The sequence below is a fragment of the Acidithrix sp. C25 genome (genome assembly GCF_904848545.2).
On record NZ_CAJHCI020000006.1, the window covers coordinates 144,173 to 161,416 of the forward strand.

Genomic DNA, 17,244 nt, shown 5'->3' on the forward strand with positions numbered 1-17,244 from the left:
TCAGAAGATCCCTCTATGCGACTGTTGGTCATAGAATCCACCGTCACTAGTTGCCTTTGTGCCTTGCATGGGAGAGCGTAGCTCGGGATCCATGGAGCTTTTGACGCTCGGGATATTTCTTAGCTTGGCTTTTGTATTCTTTATATTGAATCCGCGATTTGCTTGAATTATAGTGTTGGATGGTACTACTTTGAAAGCGTAGTACATTGGGTTTAGTTTATTGATATCTTTTTCTCCCCACAAGGTTTGGATCCATTATTTTGCCGATCGGATGATTTGGTCAAGGATCATTTTTTCTAAACGAATAGGTAATTCGTGACCTTCAATTCGCATTTGTATCGGTTTTGCTTCTCGGTGGCAGTAATGGGTGGGATGTTGGCACTTCAAGTTGGGGAATCCAAAGGAATTGGTTCGGAAATGGCTAAAGGAAATGGTTATCAGGAATCGATAATAATTTGAGAGGCCAAATGGTCGCAATGAGAAACGGCGTCTAAGTGATTGATTTCGAGAATTTGGAGCCCAGAGGTCATAAATTAACTAACGCGCCTCGTGAGATCATTGCCGGGGCGATAGACAGTTTTGTTGACTTCTTCTTTAGCTCGTACTCCAAGTTTTCTCATGTGGCGGATATATTTAGCCTCCTGACGCCCGAGGAGACCGAGAATTTACGGCACCAATTTGTTAAACTTTTAATCGACCTGCTTGATCCACAAAAGACGGTGGAAGATCTCCTTGGTCTCTTCGGCGGACTCGGTCAAGCGCATGCGACCATTGGAGTTCGACCGGCTTGGACTATTGCGTTGAATCACCAATTGATCGAGATGCTTTCGACCCACCTTTTAGGAGGAGGCATTGCTCGCCCGCTGGTTGACGAGTATTGTTTTGGCGTATCTATGCGCCTTGACATGTTGATCAAGTCTGTATTTGATAGCGAGACCGCGATCGAAGAGGAGCTGGATTTACTGTTCGATCGCGTAAGCGAGATGGTGGCTCAAGCGAGTACCTCGGCTGATTTGATAAGAAATTTTCTAGGACTGCTTCATGGCCTCGATGGTGTTGATATGGTTGCATTTGGACGACCTGATGGTAACGGGGTTGTCCAGTACGAGTATTATGTGGGCGATAAATTCTCAAAATATCAAAGACAAATGGAGCTAGGAAATGTCTCGCCGATCTCGGTCCGATCGAGTGCTGCTTCGGGGATGGGACCTAGCGGAAGATCGTTTCGATCTGGTCGCGTAGAGGTCTGCAACTCGATTGCAATGGATCCAGGAATGGCTCCTTGGAGAGAGGATCTAATCTCTCTTGGATTGCGCTCGGGAGTCGGGCTTCCAGTTACAGCTGGCAATGGTGATGTTGTTGCGGTCATAAATGGATATTCCAGGGTTCTTGGGTATTTTGGTATGAATCGCAGGCGGCGTATTCTAGAACACGTCTGCCACCTATTTAGTGACGCACTTTCTCGGCTGGATAGTTCGGATCTGATAATTTCCCATGGCGAGCGTAAACTTTTTAGATCGTTACTCTATGGTGGTGGACTTGAGATCGTCTATCAACCTATCGTCAACTTACGCAGTGGTGATCTCTATAAGGTTGAAGCGCTAGCTCGCCTTCGAGATTCGAATGGAGAGTTGTTGTCGCCGGCGCGATTCCTTCGTGCCTTTGGATCGGATGACCTATTTTATCTATTTGAACAGGGCTTGAATACTGGTCTGTCTGCTATCTTGGCCTGGAGAAGACATGGTCTTTCATGTGGCCTTAGCGTAAATTTTCCGCCTCAGGGCATGTTCGATGATAGATATATAAAGAGCATCGAACGCAACCTTAGCGAGTCTGGTGTCGATCCTTATCTTTTGACCCTTGAGCTTACAGAGGATGAAGATCTTCTGCTAGGCGATGGTCTTTCTTCCACAGTTTTACATCGCGCTCGCGCTATGGGGGTCCACCTTGCACAAGATGACCTAGGGGCTGGATACAGCTCGCTTTTGCGTCTTGAGAGTGTCGGCTTTGATGAAGTAAAGATCGACCAAGAGCTAATTAGATCTCCAACCGACGTTGCGCATTCTGTAGACTTGGTGGCGCATTTGACAGATTTAGCCCATGACCTTGGAATGCGTGTCGTAGTAGAGGGTCTCGAAAACGACTCCCTGGTAGAGGCCGTGGCTATCTTGGGTGCGGACTTCGGGCAAGGTTACGGTTTGGGCCATCCGGTTAGTTTTGAGGGTATTGTTGAGTGGTCTAACCGCTTTCGATATGACGAGCCAGCTGCTAGTGTTCGCACTTCACTTGGAGCGCTGGCCTATCTTAGAAAATGGTCCAGACGGGTAATTGCTCTGGAGACTTTTCTGAAGTCAATCGATGTGAGCGATCTGGTCTCAGATCTTAAATTGAGGATAGGTGGCTTAAACAGCGACCTCATAGATCGGAGAATCTTAGAATTTGTCGAGGATTCTAGGCAAAATGCTGGCCTAGGTTCACTCTTGCGTTTAGAGGAAGACCTAGCTCGATTGATAAATCTCAATTTAGAGATCTCTCGATCGATGCCTGCGCCAACCGCGCACGAGGGATCAGCCTTTGAACTTTCTACTTTAAATTCTATTTCACTACGCCAAATGAAGGATCTCCATTCTCTTCAGGGCCGATTGCTCGCAGAGATTGAAGAGGGCATTTCTCCATCTCAAGTCGTCGAGGATGCATTGATCGAGATTGAGAAGTTGATTCCTGGCTCCATGGCGAGCGTTCTAATCTTGGATGATGACGCGAATCTTAATGTTGCTTGGTCTCCAAGCTTGCCTCCGCTTAAATGGCCTTTGCTTAGTGGCCTTAGTATTTCGAACTTTAATGGATTAGATGGTCTTGCAATTCTTCAAAACAAGGAGATCTTTGTAAGCAATGTCCGATCTGACCCGGGATGGAGCGATCTTCGAGAAGCAGTTGAAATCCTTGGAATCTCAGCCTGCTGGTCGGTTCCCCTGAGGGAGAACTCGGCCGATACTATTGGAGTACTCTCGATTTTTATATTTAATGAGGGGATTGTTCGAGAGTTTGACTCGATGTTGTTGCAGATGGTTGGTTCGATTATCTCTCTATGTTTGAAACTCAAGAAGGCCGATGAGATAGGTGCAAGTCGCCAGGAGTTTTTGTCGACACTTTTTGAACTTCCAACTGCTTATAAGTTTTCAATAAGAGCTAGTGATGGCGGAATCGTCCAAGCTAATCGTGAAGCCATCGATCGTTTTGGTTATAAAGAAGATGTAATAAGGACCCTTAGTGTCTTTGATTTAATCCCGGAGTTGGATAGAAGACGTTCGTTAGTCCTTCAATTTCGTTACGGCGTCACAAGTGAGTGGGCGGGAGAGCTTGTCGTCCGTGATCATCTAGGTGGTAGCTTTCGCATGCATTACCATACGGCTCTCCATGGCGAGGGAGAGGATGCCGAGCTCTTTCTGGCACTTGTTGAGTTTCGAGACGGGGATGAATTAGTCGCTCAATTTAGACATGAAAGAACTTTAAATGATCGAATTATGGCTTCGGTGGCTGCATCAGTTATGGTCTTGGACAAAAGGGGCCAAATCACACGATTTAATCGTGGGGCCGAACTTCTAACTGGCCGTAGTAGCCATGAAGTACTTGCGAACCCTGAATTATGGAGAAGCTGGATCGACCCGAAGGACCAAACTCTAATTGAGGAGACCTTTCTTAGGGTTATGAAACATGGTGACTCCGGGGTAAACGAGGTGTGGCACCATCATCTAGATGGGACGAAACGACTGGTGGAGATGCACTACACGTCGGTATTGCAGGAGCTTGGCGACTCCAATGCAGCCATTGTCATCTATGGCATTGACGTCACCGAAAGGAGTCGTAATGCCGCTCTGGTCCGCGACGACTTGGACTTTATCGCTCAGGTTATAGAGGCAATTCCCAAGCTGATCTTTGTCTTGGATCGCTCTGGTCGAGTTATACGTTGTAATCGCGTTGTCTTGGAGTTCACGGGGACTTCACTGGAGGAGATAATGCGAGAGCCATTTCGGATAGTCGAATACTTTTCTCCAGAGGCACAACCGGTGGTTCGAGCATGGTTTGTGGACGCATTGGCTGGCAACGTGAGCCAAAAAACTATATCAGCTTGGATTCGCGGAGACGGTGAGCGTCGGGTTATCGAGTGGATCAATAGTGCAATCTATGATCTTGATGGCCTGGCCTCGTCCTTTGTTATTGTAGGAACGGATATCACCGAGGCTCGGATCGCCGAGAAGCAACTTCAAAAGGCAGCAGTGGTCTTTGAACATACCTCCGAAGCCATTGTGATAGTTGACGCTGATTCCCGAATAATTGACATAAACCCTGCCTGCGTACGAATGACTGGTTTCCAACGTGAGGATTTAATTGGCCAGAGTTCTCGTTTTCTCGCTAGTGAGTCTGCGGACTTCACCTTTTATGATTACATGAACACCCAATTGCGATCCGAGGGCCACTGGAGTGGATCGCTGGAGCAAAGGCGTAAGGATGGGTCAACTTTTTCGGCCTTTGTCAACATCTCCACCATATTTGGGAAACGAGGTGCGCCCGAACTTTATGTTGTGCTCTTTTCTGACATCTCGGATTTGATGGACTATCAAAGCCGACTGGCTAAATTGGCATATTTTGACCACCTAACCAATCTTCCAAATAGAAGTCTCGTCGGAGAAAAGATGGCCGACCAGTTAGCCCTTAATCGGCGCTTTGGCGGTATGACTGCATTGGCATTTTTGGACCTTGATAACTTTAAGCCCGTCAATGACAGGTATGGCCATAGGACCGGGGATGAATTGCTGATTACATTGGCTAGGAGGATTGAGTCCGCAATTCGCGAGGTTGATACTGTAGCGCGAATCGGAGGGGACGAATTTGTATGCATTTTAGGGTCTATCGATGAAATAGAGGTTGCTAGTGAGATTATTGGCCGGATAATGCAGGCCATTGGAGCTCCAGTTGCAATCAATGAAGAGTGTACTCAGTGGGTGACGATAACCGCCTCTATTGGCGTTTCATTTTCTAAGACGGGTAACGATGATCCTGATGCGCTATTGAGGCGTGCGGACCATTTGATGTATGAAGCAAAGCGCCGTGGGGGGAATTGCTATGTCTTTGAAGGTGAATGACTCCAAGGAACTCTAAAGATATGATCCATCTTTAGTGACGTGGTCAAACAAAGTTGGATTTATGATCTTGGCCGAGATTCTTTGAATTAGGCAATCTCCCCACCCATGAGTGGTAATTGTCTAAAGTGCTGGCAGATTTGCTAAGGGTGATCAAGTGATAGTTTTTGGCTTCTTGGCTGGGAGACCAAGGTCCGATATCGATCAGCTAAGAATATAGATCAAGCAACTACGCCAATCGAACGATGCATGCCTTTATGGCGCCGTCCAAAGGCCGCTTCCGAAAAGGTTATTGATCAAATCGCAAGACATGGCATCATAACGGTAAGCAGCGTAGCATTTGATGTTTTTTCACCAGAGGATTACGCGTGAGAGGGTCAAAACTGAGAAATGGCTTGCTCGTGCACCCGCTTGGCTATTTTGTCACCTTTGGTTGCCAACGGCTGGGGGCGTTGATGAGGTGTGGCAAGATTTGAGCAACGAGAATGATCGCCGAGACCGATTTAAACAGAACTAGATGGACCTAGTCGATGGCTCCAAACCATAGACGAACGTTTTGGTCCTCTGGGGCTCCTTCTAGGAATGAGTCGATTCCGATGTAGGGCGAGTTTGCTGCTATGAGCTGGTGCCAGCTTGCTAAGTCGTAGATGCTCGTTATCGTCTTTGGCTTAGCAGAATTGGAATGATGCATCGTAAGTTCTACCTCGATTTCGCCATTCTCATAATCGTAGATCGAGGCTTCGCGGATAGAACAGGGCCAGTCCATCATTGAAGCGGAGGTGATCTGAAAGAGTCCAGTGTCAGCTCTATTTGGATTAGGGATTGCTAGAATTCGGTTTTCATGGGTATGACCGCAGAACCAAAGGCGAATTTGGCGATAACTGTGAATAAGATCAACTAAGGATGACCTTGTTACCTCCGGGTTGCCATTGAAGTCGATCTCATCTAGGCCATGGTGAGAGACGATGATGCCAATGGGTGATGGGGATTGGATCTCATCGAAGCTTTGAGCAAGCGCTGATTTGAGCCATTCAAATTGCTCGTTGTCAATGCCTCCCCTGGCACCACCAGATCGAACAGCGGTGTCCAAAAAGATATAAACGATTCCTTTGATCCGATCGAGATGGACGAAGTTGAAGTTGGCTTCGAGTCCGCCTTTATCTAGGAAGCCGTGGCCGTTAGGAAGGCCAGGAGTTTCTCTAATCATCTCTATGAATTCGTGAGATTGAATTAGTCGGCGCTGGGAGCTTGGCTCGACTGGGCGTCTTTCCGCCTTTGAAAAGACCGTGGACGGATCGGTCTCGAACTTCCTTGAGGCCACAAGGTAGTCGATGTTGTCTCCAAAGTCAAATGCTTTTTGGCCTCCAACCGCGAGGGCATTTGAAGCCTCGGTGCAAGCTCCCATTCCTTGGATAAGAACTTCGTGATTTCCGTTGGAGAGCAGCCACGGTACCAATAGCCCTTGGTTTGGGTATTTGTCATTGATTGCTTTGAATAGGCCCTCTAGGGTGGGGTAGCCTAGTTCGGATTTAGGTTGGTCGTCGATAGAATCTGGGTGCCAAAAGAAGTCATCGTTCCACTCCGTTGACTGAACCCCAAAGTATTGGCCGAAGGTCTTTTTGAGCTCCAATGCTTCACCACTAAGTAGACTGAGCAAAGTTTCGGCTTCGTTTGCTTGTGAGTTGTCGATGGTGTCGCCAGTTATCAAACACATATCAATCGAACTCTTCGAAGAGAGTTCGTTGATGTATGCAATTGCTTGAGCGATCGCAAAGGGGATTAGGGTTTCTTGAGCCCTGTGACCCGGAAAGAGATCTTTGGCACTTGCGATTCCAAATAGCTTATTGACAAATTCAAACCGTGTCGGGGAGGAAGGATCACAGAGTTGGAAGTCTGTGATGTGAACCAGCCGAGCGCGAGGCTCACTTGGCCTAGGTGAAGCGAACTTGCTATGGAGATCTTCGCGGTCGAGGTGAGGCTGGCCTTCGATGGCTCTAAGAGCCAGGAACTCCCGTGACCTGCCCGTTTGAATGACCTCTCCCTCGGATAGTCTCTCCAGCGAAGTGTCCATCTTTTTTACTCCTAGTTGTTTGGATCCTGATCCATAAAACTCTAAATCCGTTTTCAAGATAGCCTTTAGGTCGCTTGAAGGATATCTTTGGAGCTGTTCCCTATTAGAAGCAGAGGTTTTGGCTTTTCTTTGTCTCTTTTGATCCATCAAGAGTCACTAGAGCGTCTCGATCCGTATCTATCGATTCAACAAGTATCTCGATTTGAGAAGTATCTCTAGTTGATGAGACGCTCATAAAGTTTCTAAACCTGGAAAAGGCGCTTGGTATCTTAGCTGCATATATGAGATGGGGATCAACATAATAGCTGTGATACTTTCAAGATCAGGTTGACGATTGTACCTAAGCGGGGTGTGCCATGGGGGTGGTTCAATCTAACTCCTGAAGGTGAATCTCTAACGCCTTTCTCTAATGTAACATTCAATTATGTCTGGATTAATAAAAGGGTAAAGTTGCATTAAATTTAGATCAAATCTTTCATAAGATTAGCTGAACTATCGCGCCCAGTTCGTTCAAGGAGAAATCTGGACCTAATGATATTTTGGAGTCCGTCGACAATCTTCCAACCCGGTATCGCTTTCAATTGATCCTGGCTGTAATCGGTGACTTACGAGTACTCGTTGTAATATCATGAAGTAGTCGGTTCAAAGTTATGCTTGTAGTGGTGAACAATTTGCGCTCCTTATATAAATTCGAAGGGCTCGGTAACGATTTTCTAGTCACCTTTATCGATTCAAATAATGATCTCCCAGATGACATCTCAAAGCGAGTTGTCTCACTTTTGGATCGCAGGCATGGAGTAGGCGCAGACGGGCTGATAGTCGGATTTGTTGACGAAAGCTCGCGTCTAAATATGAGACTTTTTAATGCCGATGGCTCGGAAGCAGAAATCAGCGGGAATGGTATTCGATGCTTGGCTCATGCAAGTAGGAAGTTTGCAATTCTGAACGATGATCACTTTGATATCTCTACCAAAGGAGGAGTTCGCTCGATCTCTGTGCTAGGGGATCCGAAAGATACGAGATGTGAATTTTCGGTTTCGATGGGCGAGGTATCCGTGGTGGGAGAGGTCTTTTCACGTTCCTACTCCTTTTTGGGAGTTGACTGGATGGGAACTGTGCTAAATGTGGGCAATCCCCATTTGGTATTAGTCCCCAAACTAGAGTCAACTGGGTCGATATCACGCAGCGGAGTTAGTAAAGAGATCTTTCATAACTTGGATATCCAAAGGTATGGTTTGGATCTTCAAGGCGAATTTGACGGTGGAATCAATGTAGAGTGGCTCAATCTTGCTCAAATTGGTGACACATTGTCAGATTTCGTCGATATGCGCGTCTTTGAACGCGGGGTAGGTGTAACTTTAGCTTGTGGATCAGGTTCGACGGCGAGCGCGTACTTGCTGATCTCTCAAGGTATGGTCCAAAATCCAGTCGAGGTAATAAATCCTGGTGGTCGTGTTGGTGTCTTCTATGATGAAAAAAGTGGCGAGACTATATTAAACGGGGAGAGCAATTTTATTGGTACAATCGAAACATCCCACGAGGTATTTTCCTTGTGAAGCCATTTCTTGGTTTGAAGTAGTCAAATGACATTAATTGAACGTAGTTTTAGGGAGAAGATTGTGCTTGTCGGCGCAGTCTTCCCTGGGGATTCACCAATGGCAGTTGAGGAGTCGCTTACTGAGTTGGCACTTCTTGTCGATACTGCGGGGGCCGACGTAGTTGGCCGTCTTACTCAGCGCATGGCCGCTCGGGATCCAGGGTATTTCCTTGGAAAGGGAAAGGTTGAAGAACTCAAGGAGCTTTCATATGCAACTGATTGCGATACTGTTATCTTTGACGATGAGCTAACTCCGGCTCAACAGCGGAATCTTGAAAAGGTTCTTGGTAGGACTGCAATCGACAGAACCGCACTGATCTTGGATATCTTCGCACAAAATGCAAAGTCGATGGAGGGTAAAGCCCAAGTCGAATTGGCGCTTTTGAGTTATCGTCTTCCACGTCTACGGGGTAGAGGGATCTCGCTTTCCCAGCAGACCGGTAGGATCGGAACGCGAGGTCCAGGCGAGACCAAACTTGAAGAGGATCGCCGTAGAATTCAGGCCCGGATATCACGCCTCAAACATCAATTGGATGACTATGCAAAGAATAGGCGAGTCCAAGCATCTTCGCGGGTGGCATCAAGAACTCAGACTGCTTCTTTAGTTGGCTACACCAATGCAGGGAAGTCGTCATTGATAAATGCTCTGTGTGATTCGGATGTCTTTGTAGAGAACAAGTTGTTTGCAACGCTCGACACTCGAACCCGTAGGATGTTGCTCCCAGGTGGCGAGGGGTTTCTGCTCTCGGATACCGTCGGCTTTATAAAGAAGTTGCCACACCAATTAATCGAGTCCTTTAGGTCAACCCTCGAGGTCGTTCGTGAGTCAGACTTCTTGCTACATGTCGTAGATGCAACTTCACCGGATCCTCACGGTCAGATGCGTGCGGTTCGGGAGGTTCTGATTGAAATAGATGCTGAGAACGTTCGCGAATTATTGGTCTTTAATAAGATTGACTTAGTCGAAGACCTATCGACTTTGCGGCTGGACTTTCCTCAAGCTGTATTTGTATCGGCGGTTCGTGGTGATGGCTTGGAGGAACTTCGTCTTCAAATTGCTGCATTGATAAGGGAACAGACCAAGATCTATTATCTCAAAATCGCCCTATCTAGAGGGGATATTTTAGCTCGACTCCATAGTGAGGGTGAGATTCTATCTATGACCTCAACCGACGAAGGCTATGAGATAACAGCACGTTTAGATAGTGGAAGTCTTGGTCTCTTTGAGGAGTTTGTCGTTCCGTCACTTTGACTTCGGTCCAACTCTCAGTTTTGATGCCTCAACAACGTTTCATTCTATGGATATGAGGATCTATTGTCTTTAATATGACTAGTGGTTTTGTTCCTCCTCCATATCCTCATGATCGTCTCGGTGAGATTAAAAAACTGCCAATCGAAGCCGGTCTGGAGGTCGTTGATCTCTCGATCGGAACTCCGATCGACCCCCTTCCTGATTTTGTCGGTGAGCTCTCCTCTCAACTTGTGAGTGCGCGTGGTTATCCAAGTTCGATTGGATCGGCTGACCTTAGAGATGCCTGTTTAAAGTGGAATTATGAGCGACTCGGAGTTGAACTAGAGGCAAATCAGCTAGCGGCTTGTGTCGGACTCAAGGAGTTTGTGGCATCGACCCCTAATTATCTGCGGTTGCGAACCCCAGATCGCGATGTTGTGTTGTATCCCCAGGTGTCCTATCCTACCTATGCAATGGGGGCGCTTCTCGGTGGATGTACACCCATCGCAGTACCCCTCTTGCCCTCAGGTGAGCTTAACCTTGGAGCCATCGACGAGGCGATCTTGGAGAGGACTCTCTGTCTGTGGGTCAATTCGCCTTCGAATCCGGCTGGAGCGGTGAGCGATTTATCCCGCGCAGTTGCCATCGGGCGAAGATTTGGATTTGTGGTCATCTCTGATGAGTGTTACGTTGAATTCACTTGGGACGGTCCGCCTAGAACGATATTAGAGCACGGAACTCAAGATTTGCTAGCTATACACTCTCTCTCTAAGCGATCAAACTTTGCAGGTGGTCGAGTTGGCTTTTATGCTGGAGATGCCACTCTGGTTGAATACCTAGCCGAGGTGAGAAAACATGGCGGCTTGATGATCCCTGGTCCGATGCAGGCTATTGCAACCAAGTTGCTTGGAGACCAAGTTCACGTAAACCACCAAGCAAACATATATCGAGAGAGATTGACGATCTTGCTAGAGATCGTTGAGAGGCTTGGCTATTTAGCGACATTTCCCCAAGGTGGTTTTTACATTTGGTTACATGGCCAGGACAACGAGGATGGTTTTGCCATCGCCGCCGCATTCGCCAAGGCGACAGGGATTATTGGCAGTCCAGGAGAGTTCTATGGTCAAAGTAGTCGTAACTATCTTCGCCTGGCAGCTGTGGCACCAACTCAAACACTCTTTGGGATCTTAGAGAGATTGCGCTAGCACGTGGACTTTTAGGGCTGCCGTTTGGAGCTGTCGAACCCAAAAAGGCTGTGGTCTTGTTTTGGAACTTCCCTTGAGATCTTACCAAGCAGCTCTACTAAGAGATTCTAGAAATTGGGGGCTGGCCTTTTTGCCTTAGCAATGGCCATGAGAATTATCCTATTTGTCGAATTGTAATTGTTTGGTTGGGCCCAAATGCGACTTGTGTGACATTGGCCTTGGTAGTGTGATAGTTCGATATTGAAATTGAAACTTTGTGTACCAAAATTTGTTTGACATTGGAAATGGAGGATTTGTGCTCGAGTCGCAAATCGAAGAATTATGGCAATCGCGTGATAAATTAAATCCGAATGATTTAGATGCCTATCGAACTATTGCTAAGGTTATCGATCAATTGGACTCTGGTGATCTGCGCGTCGCCTTTATTCAAGAAGATGGCAGTGTCTTTGTGAATGAATGGATCAAACGAGCAATCCTCTTGCTCTTTAGGGTCTCTCCTATGGAAACGACCAACTCCAACCCCTTTGAGTTTCGAGATAAGATTCCGCTCAAGTCTAACTATGAGGCCATAGGAGTTCGAGTGGTTCCAGGAGCCTCTGCGCGCTGGGGATCATATCTCGCACCAGGAGTCACAATGATGCCAAGTTACGTCAATCTTGGCGCCCGTGTTGAGGAAGATACCATGGTGGACACTTGGGCGACCGTGGGTTCGTGTGCGCAGATTGGCAAGCGCGTTCATTTGGCAGGTGGGGTTGGAATCGGTGGAGTCCTTGAGCCTCCTCAAGCGGCACCTGTAATAATAGAGGACGAGGCGTTCATTGGGTCCCGTGCGATGATCACCGAGGGGGCTCGAGTTGGTAAGGGTGCGGTCGTGGGCGCTGGAGTGATTTTGAATCCGTCGATTCCAGTCATTGATACAGAATCTGGCGAGGAGATATCAAGGGGCCACATTCCTCCGTGGGCAGTCGCAGTAGCGGGTTCACGTCGTAAGCAATTTAGCGGTGGAGAGTTCTACCTACCCTGTGTCCTTGTGATAAAGCGACTAGACAAGGGGCAACGCCACGACAAGACCGCTCTAAATGATTTTCTACGCGAGAGTGGAGTTGCTCTTTAACATGGAAAGTAGAGACCTTCTTGATCTGGCCTATGAGTTAGTCTGCATCGACTCTCTCTCAAGAAATGAACGAGAGATTGCTGATTTTATCGAGGGTCGACTGAGGGTCTCGGACTTCTATGATCTGGTTCGAATCGGCAACAATATAGTGGCGACCCCTAGCGGCTACATGGATGACCAAGGAATAATAATCGCTGGTCATATTGATACTGTCCCACCATCGCCTAACTTGAAGCCAAAGATTGTCGCAGATTCCCTATGTGGTTTAGGTGCTGTCGACATGAAGGGCGGCATTGCGGTAATGATGAAGCTACTTCTATCGCAAATTGGCGGCAAGTACGTTAGATATGTATTTTATGCCAGTGAAGAGATAAGCCGGAGCTTCTCTGGACTTCTTGAGATTGAAGCTTTTAACCGAGGGCTTTTGAGGGCATCGGGGGCAGTGCTCATGGAGCCAACCGGAGGATATATAGAGGCAGGTTGCCAGGGTACTGCTAAATTCAAAGTGACAATTGCCGGAGAGCGAGCTCATAGCGCTCGACCTTGGATGGGAGTCAATGCAATCCATCGTAGTTATGCACTTCTTGGAGCGCTCGACAGCTATGTATCCAAAGCGGTTTCTATTGATAGCTGTGACTTCAAGGAGTCGCTTCTTGCTACCTCGATCAATGGGGGAATAGCCGGCAATGTTGTCCCGGATCGGGTCGAGATCGGCGTAAATTACCGATTTGCACCAGCGGGGAATGATTCGCAATCGCTTTTGGAGATCGAGGAGTTTCTAACTTCGAAAATTTCCAGTGATTACGGAGATAAGGTAGAGCTTGTTGACTGGGCTCCTTCGGCCCCACCCAATCTTGGAAATAGCCTTATCTCTAGCTTGTCAGATGTCGCTGGTGGGAAGGTAAGGGCCAAACTGGGCTGGACGGATGTTGCATTTTTTTGGGAGCGTCAAGTTTCAGCTTGTAACTTTGGACCTGGTGATCCAACTTTGGCCCATACCGATCAAGAGATTGTATCTATACAAGAGCTAGATTTCTGCTATTTGACTTTATCTCAAGTAATTGGATCTCAAGTAATTGGATTACGGTCGGAGAAATAGCCCTTTCGTATCTTTTGCCCCTAACTATATCTCAACTTCGTTGAGAGTTGATTTTAACGAAGTTGTCGACTTGGTTGTGAGCGTCACCTTTGGACAATGGTGAAATACTAAGCTAGCAAATCTTTAAAATTGTCTTTGAAGAAAGACAACGCGGCCATAGATTGCTACTTGATCCATCGGATATTGCATTGGGCTATAGGCTGGGTTGGACGGCTTTAGGACGATTCTATTTTTTGCCCTATCGATCTCAATTCTCTTTACCGTAGCCTCGGTTTCGTCCCTTAGGCCGGCAATTACTAATTCACCAGTTGTAGCGGTGGACTGTTTTCGAGCGACGATGATGTCGCGCTCGAAGATTCCATCGCCAATCATTGAATCACCCTTTACTCTCAGGGCAAAGAGGGTCGTGGCGTCCCCAAGAAAAGCCGGTATTAGTGCAACTTCATCGGTTGGATTTTCAAGGGCGAGGGCTCCTGATCCAGCTGCAATAAGTCCGATTACGGGGATCGAAAGGGCATCGTCATTAGATGAGGATAAGGACCTCGATGACATGTTCACGGTTAGCGCGCGTGGCTTGGATAGGTCGCGCATGAGGAATCCCTGTTTTTGGAGAACTTTCAGGTGAAACTGAACAGACGCTGGTGACGAGAGCGAACATGCTGTAGCGATCTCTCTTACAGATGGCGGATATCCACGCTCAATTTGAGTCCGCTCTATATACGTGAGGATCTCACGACGCTTGACGGTCAAAATCTCGTTATTTGGCGGCTCAGTTGTCATAGTGACATGTTATCACTTTGTTCGAGGAAATACAACATTTGTTCTATTTTATCGAACGTACATGTGTTCGATAAACTAGTATCAGTGTTCGAGAGGTTATTGCGATTGGGGAGTAATTTCAATGTTGTCTAGCGAAAATTCGGCGTCAGGTTATTTAGATACCACTAAGTATGGAATCGACAGATCAGCCATACCACCTCGGATTAGGTCCGACGTCTATCTTTATGAAGGTGATAATATGAGCCACTCTCAAATGAGTTTTGGATCATATCTGAAAGATCGGCCAAATTATCGGGCAGTCTATGCCTCGAGCGCCGTGGCGTTACACGCTAAAACCAGGACCGCAAAGGATGATCGCCTTTCATTGTCGGAGACGATGAAAGGCGCGATCTTGGTAGGTTTTGTGTTGCTCTCTCTCTGCTTATCTCTCTATTTCAGCTCCATGGGAGTGCCATCAAAGATCGCTTTGGCTTCGGTTCGTCACTATGTGGTTCAACCCGGAGATACGGTATGGACGATTTCGCAACGCTTTGCGAATGGTCAAAGCGTATTCTCGGTTGAAGAGCGTATCTTGGCTAAATTGGGTACGACGACGATCTATCCAGGCGAAGTTATTGCGATCCCCTAGGAGGCTATCGAAGCGTTCAAGGATCCATAATTTTTGGTGACACCTTTTCTCTTTCGTTGTGGTTTCTTTGTTATGTGGTGCTTTAGTAAAGGACTTTAGAAGTCCAAAGGCCAATAGTCCAGTTTTTGATTGTCCCTCAGAGCCCTTTAGCATCGGGGACGGACCTTGTTTATCAGCTTTGTCTAGGCATTTCTCTTTTGGTATCGTCCTATGGTAGTGTATTTTGGACTACGCTTAGTCTTTGGCTCCATATGATAGAATCAGGGTCAAGTTAACTAGGGGAAAGTGACCAGGGAGAAATAGTGCGCTGTCCTACTTGTGGGAATCACGAAGACAAAGTTGTTGATTCCCGAGTGATTGAGGATGGTAGGACTATTCGTCGGCGCCGCGAATGTATCTCGTGCCAGCGCCGTTTTTCGACTTTCGAGAGGATTGAAGAAGTCCCCTTGGTGGTCATAAAGCGCTCGGGGATTCGCGAACCTTTTGACCGTGGAAAGCTTTTTGGCGGAATTGCGGCAGCTCTAAAGAATCGACCATTTGATTCGTCCTTTATAGAAGCAACTGTGGCCGACATAGAAGAGCGGTTTCGCTTAGCATCCTCCGACGTAAATTCCTCTGCGATTGGGATTGCGGTATTAGATGTCCTGCGCCAAATCGACAAGGTCGGTTATCTTAGGTTTGCCTCGGTCTATAAGGATTTTGAAGACCCAGATGACTTTGAAAAAGAGGTAGCGAGCCTAAAGATCGATCTTGAACTCTGATCGATTGATTCATTGAAGTTCTAAGCTTTTTTGCCTACGGTGGTCCCCAAGCCTTGCGATGCTTATCTTACTCGCAGGGGCTATAAAGATTTCGCCAGATTTGACTTATTCTTTGGTTTTTGGTGATCTCGAAGTTATGAGTATCACGCATACCAGGTCAGCTCCGCGAATGCGAAATAGTCTATGGTCGGATTTGGCTTGATCGTGAAGATAAGACAAGAGACAGCCTTAAGTGGGGGAAGCTGCCTCTTGTCTTATTTGGTTGGGGGATCTTATAGCCCTGTGGGTTTATTAGCGGGTGGTTTTTCCTCTACGTGCTAGTGCATCGATAACTACAGCTGCTAGTAGAACTAGTCCAGTAACGATGAGTCGAAGCGCAGCGCTAATTCCAAGAAGGCCCATTCCATTGTCGATACCTGCGATGACAATGCCACCAAGTACAGCATGTATTGGCTTGCCCTTGCCACCAAATAGGCTGGTTCCACCTATGACTGCCGCAGCTACCGCATAGAGCACCAAGGTGCCTCCGTCGAGGCTTGTTGAGACCGAACGAAGACGCGACGCATAGAGAATGCCCGCAGCTCCAGCGGTGAAGGATGCTAAGGCGAATGCGATTGTCTTGATAACGGCAAGATTGACGCCACCTCGACGCGCTGCTTCGCCGTTACCACCGACAGCATAGACGTAGCGACCATACTTTGTTCTTCCGAGAAGAAGGCTCCAAGCCGCTACAAAGGCTATGACGATGAGGACCACCCAGGGGAGTCCTTCGATCGGCACTAATACGCCACGGTTCGCATTGGATATCAAGACCAAGACCACACCCGCAATTGCGGCTCCGGCGATCTTAAAATATACGAGAGAGGCTGGTGTATGGTGGAGTGAATTCTTGCGTTGTCTGAATTCACGAGCCAGCGTTATGGCGGCGTATACCGCCACAAGCGCAATAATCACTATCCAACCTGCGGTCGGAGTAATACTCGCATTTGCTAGATCGTTGAGAACGTTCGAGCTTATTGGTAGAGTTCCACCATTTCCAAGAATGAGGAGCATTACCCCTTGCCAGCCTAGAAGACCCGCAAGTGTCACGACAAAGGAGGGTAATCCTACTCGAGTGATGATGGTTCCCTGTATGGCTCCAATTGCTCCAGCTACCAAGAGTGCAACAATTATGGCTGCCCACCATGGCCAGTTGTGTTGTGCAGAGGCCAACTGCGCAGTTATGATTCCAGCAACGCCAGCTACATAGCCAATGGAGAGGTCGATCTCGCCCAGGAGCAATGCATAGATCTCTCCTAGTGCGAGCATGATATATACCGCACCTTGGGAGAGTAGGTTGACCAGGTTTCCAGCAGAGAGAAAGTTTGAATTCAGCGATTGGAAGATAATCGCGATGATTATGAGGCCAACCAGTACGGGAAGGATCCCTGAATCCCCATTTTTTACCTTGGAGATTGAACTAGAGATATATTCCGAAAGGGTGTTTACTTCGACGTAGTTTGCCCCAGCAGCGGCGGGAAGCGCGTCGTCTTCGGCCACTTTAGCGACGATATCGTCTTTTGGCTGGTTCTCATTGGTGTCGAGAGCCGATTCATAAGGTTGCATATTTGGAGCCAT

At 47.5% G+C, this 17,244-nt stretch carries 11 protein-coding genes; 8 read left to right on the forward strand and 3 right to left on the reverse strand.

Going from position 1 to position 17,244, the window contains the following annotated elements; genetic code table 11:
* Window positions 1–494: 494 nt before the first annotated feature.
* Window positions 495–5,144 carry a PAS domain S-box protein gene (locus ACIDITHRIX25_RS69970; protein WP_201732242.1) on the forward strand — a complete coding sequence of 1,550 codons (4,650 nt, stop codon included), beginning with the start codon at window positions 495–497 and terminating at the stop codon, window positions 5,142–5,144.
* Between the two features lie 520 nt (window positions 5,145–5,664).
* Here ACIDITHRIX25_RS69970 and ACIDITHRIX25_RS69975 read toward each other — a convergent pair.
* Complete coding sequence (locus ACIDITHRIX25_RS69975; protein ID WP_201732243.1) at window positions 5,665–7,212, reverse strand: metallophosphoesterase; 1,548 nt, start codon at window positions 7,210–7,212, stop codon at window positions 5,665–5,667.
* A 650-nt stretch (window positions 7,213–7,862) separates the two neighbouring features.
* Here ACIDITHRIX25_RS69975 and dapF point away from each other — a divergent pair.
* The 5 genes from dapF (at window position 7,863) to dapE (ending at window position 13,458) form a co-directional block, all read left to right on the forward strand.
* Window positions 7,863–8,768 carry a diaminopimelate epimerase gene (dapF, locus tag ACIDITHRIX25_RS69980; RefSeq protein WP_213333384.1) on the forward strand — a complete coding sequence of 302 codons (906 nt, stop codon included), beginning with the start codon at window positions 7,863–7,865 and terminating at the stop codon, window positions 8,766–8,768.
* A 27-nt stretch (window positions 8,769–8,795) separates the two neighbouring features.
* Window positions 8,796–10,061 carry a GTPase HflX gene (gene hflX / locus ACIDITHRIX25_RS69985; RefSeq protein WP_082058345.1) on the forward strand — a complete coding sequence of 422 codons (1,266 nt, stop codon included), beginning with the start codon at window positions 8,796–8,798 and terminating at the stop codon, window positions 10,059–10,061.
* Between the two features lie 74 nt (window positions 10,062–10,135).
* Window positions 10,136–11,245 (forward strand): aminotransferase class I/II-fold pyridoxal phosphate-dependent enzyme, encoded by a 1,110-nt coding sequence (locus ACIDITHRIX25_RS69990; RefSeq protein WP_201732245.1) that lies wholly within the window; start codon window positions 10,136–10,138, stop codon window positions 11,243–11,245.
* Between the two features lie 295 nt (window positions 11,246–11,540).
* Complete coding sequence (locus ACIDITHRIX25_RS69995; RefSeq protein ID WP_201732246.1) at window positions 11,541–12,359, forward strand: 2,3,4,5-tetrahydropyridine-2,6-dicarboxylate N-succinyltransferase; 819 nt, start codon at window positions 11,541–11,543, stop codon at window positions 12,357–12,359.
* A 1-nt stretch (window position 12,360) separates the two neighbouring features.
* Window positions 12,361–13,458, forward strand: coding sequence for a succinyl-diaminopimelate desuccinylase (dapE, locus tag ACIDITHRIX25_RS70000; RefSeq protein ID WP_201732247.1), 1,098 nt, complete (start codon window positions 12,361–12,363; stop codon window positions 13,456–13,458).
* 123 nt (window positions 13,459–13,581) lie between these two features.
* On the opposite strand, the gene lexA is transcribed toward dapE, so the two are convergent.
* The gene (gene lexA / locus ACIDITHRIX25_RS70005; RefSeq protein ID WP_052603893.1) at window positions 13,582–14,238 is read right to left on the reverse strand and encodes a transcriptional repressor LexA; all 657 of its coding nucleotides are present in this window, start codon (window positions 14,236–14,238) and stop codon (window positions 13,582–13,584) included.
* Between the two features lie 121 nt (window positions 14,239–14,359).
* On the opposite strand from lexA, the gene ACIDITHRIX25_RS70010 reads away from it, so the two are divergent.
* Together ACIDITHRIX25_RS70010 and nrdR are read left to right on the forward strand one after the other, a co-directional pair.
* Window positions 14,360–14,866 (forward strand): LysM peptidoglycan-binding domain-containing protein, encoded by a 507-nt coding sequence (locus tag ACIDITHRIX25_RS70010; protein WP_201732248.1) that lies wholly within the window; start codon window positions 14,360–14,362, stop codon window positions 14,864–14,866.
* Window positions 14,867–15,168: 302 nt separating this feature from the next.
* Window positions 15,169–15,627 carry a transcriptional regulator NrdR gene (gene nrdR, locus ACIDITHRIX25_RS70015; RefSeq protein WP_052603895.1) on the forward strand — a complete coding sequence of 153 codons (459 nt, stop codon included), beginning with the start codon at window positions 15,169–15,171 and terminating at the stop codon, window positions 15,625–15,627.
* A 291-nt stretch (window positions 15,628–15,918) separates the two neighbouring features.
* Here the strand turns inward: nrdR and ACIDITHRIX25_RS70020 are convergent, their stop codons facing one another.
* Complete coding sequence (locus ACIDITHRIX25_RS70020) at window positions 15,919–17,244, reverse strand: sugar ABC transporter permease (RefSeq protein WP_052603896.1); 1,326 nt, start codon at window positions 17,242–17,244, stop codon at window positions 15,919–15,921.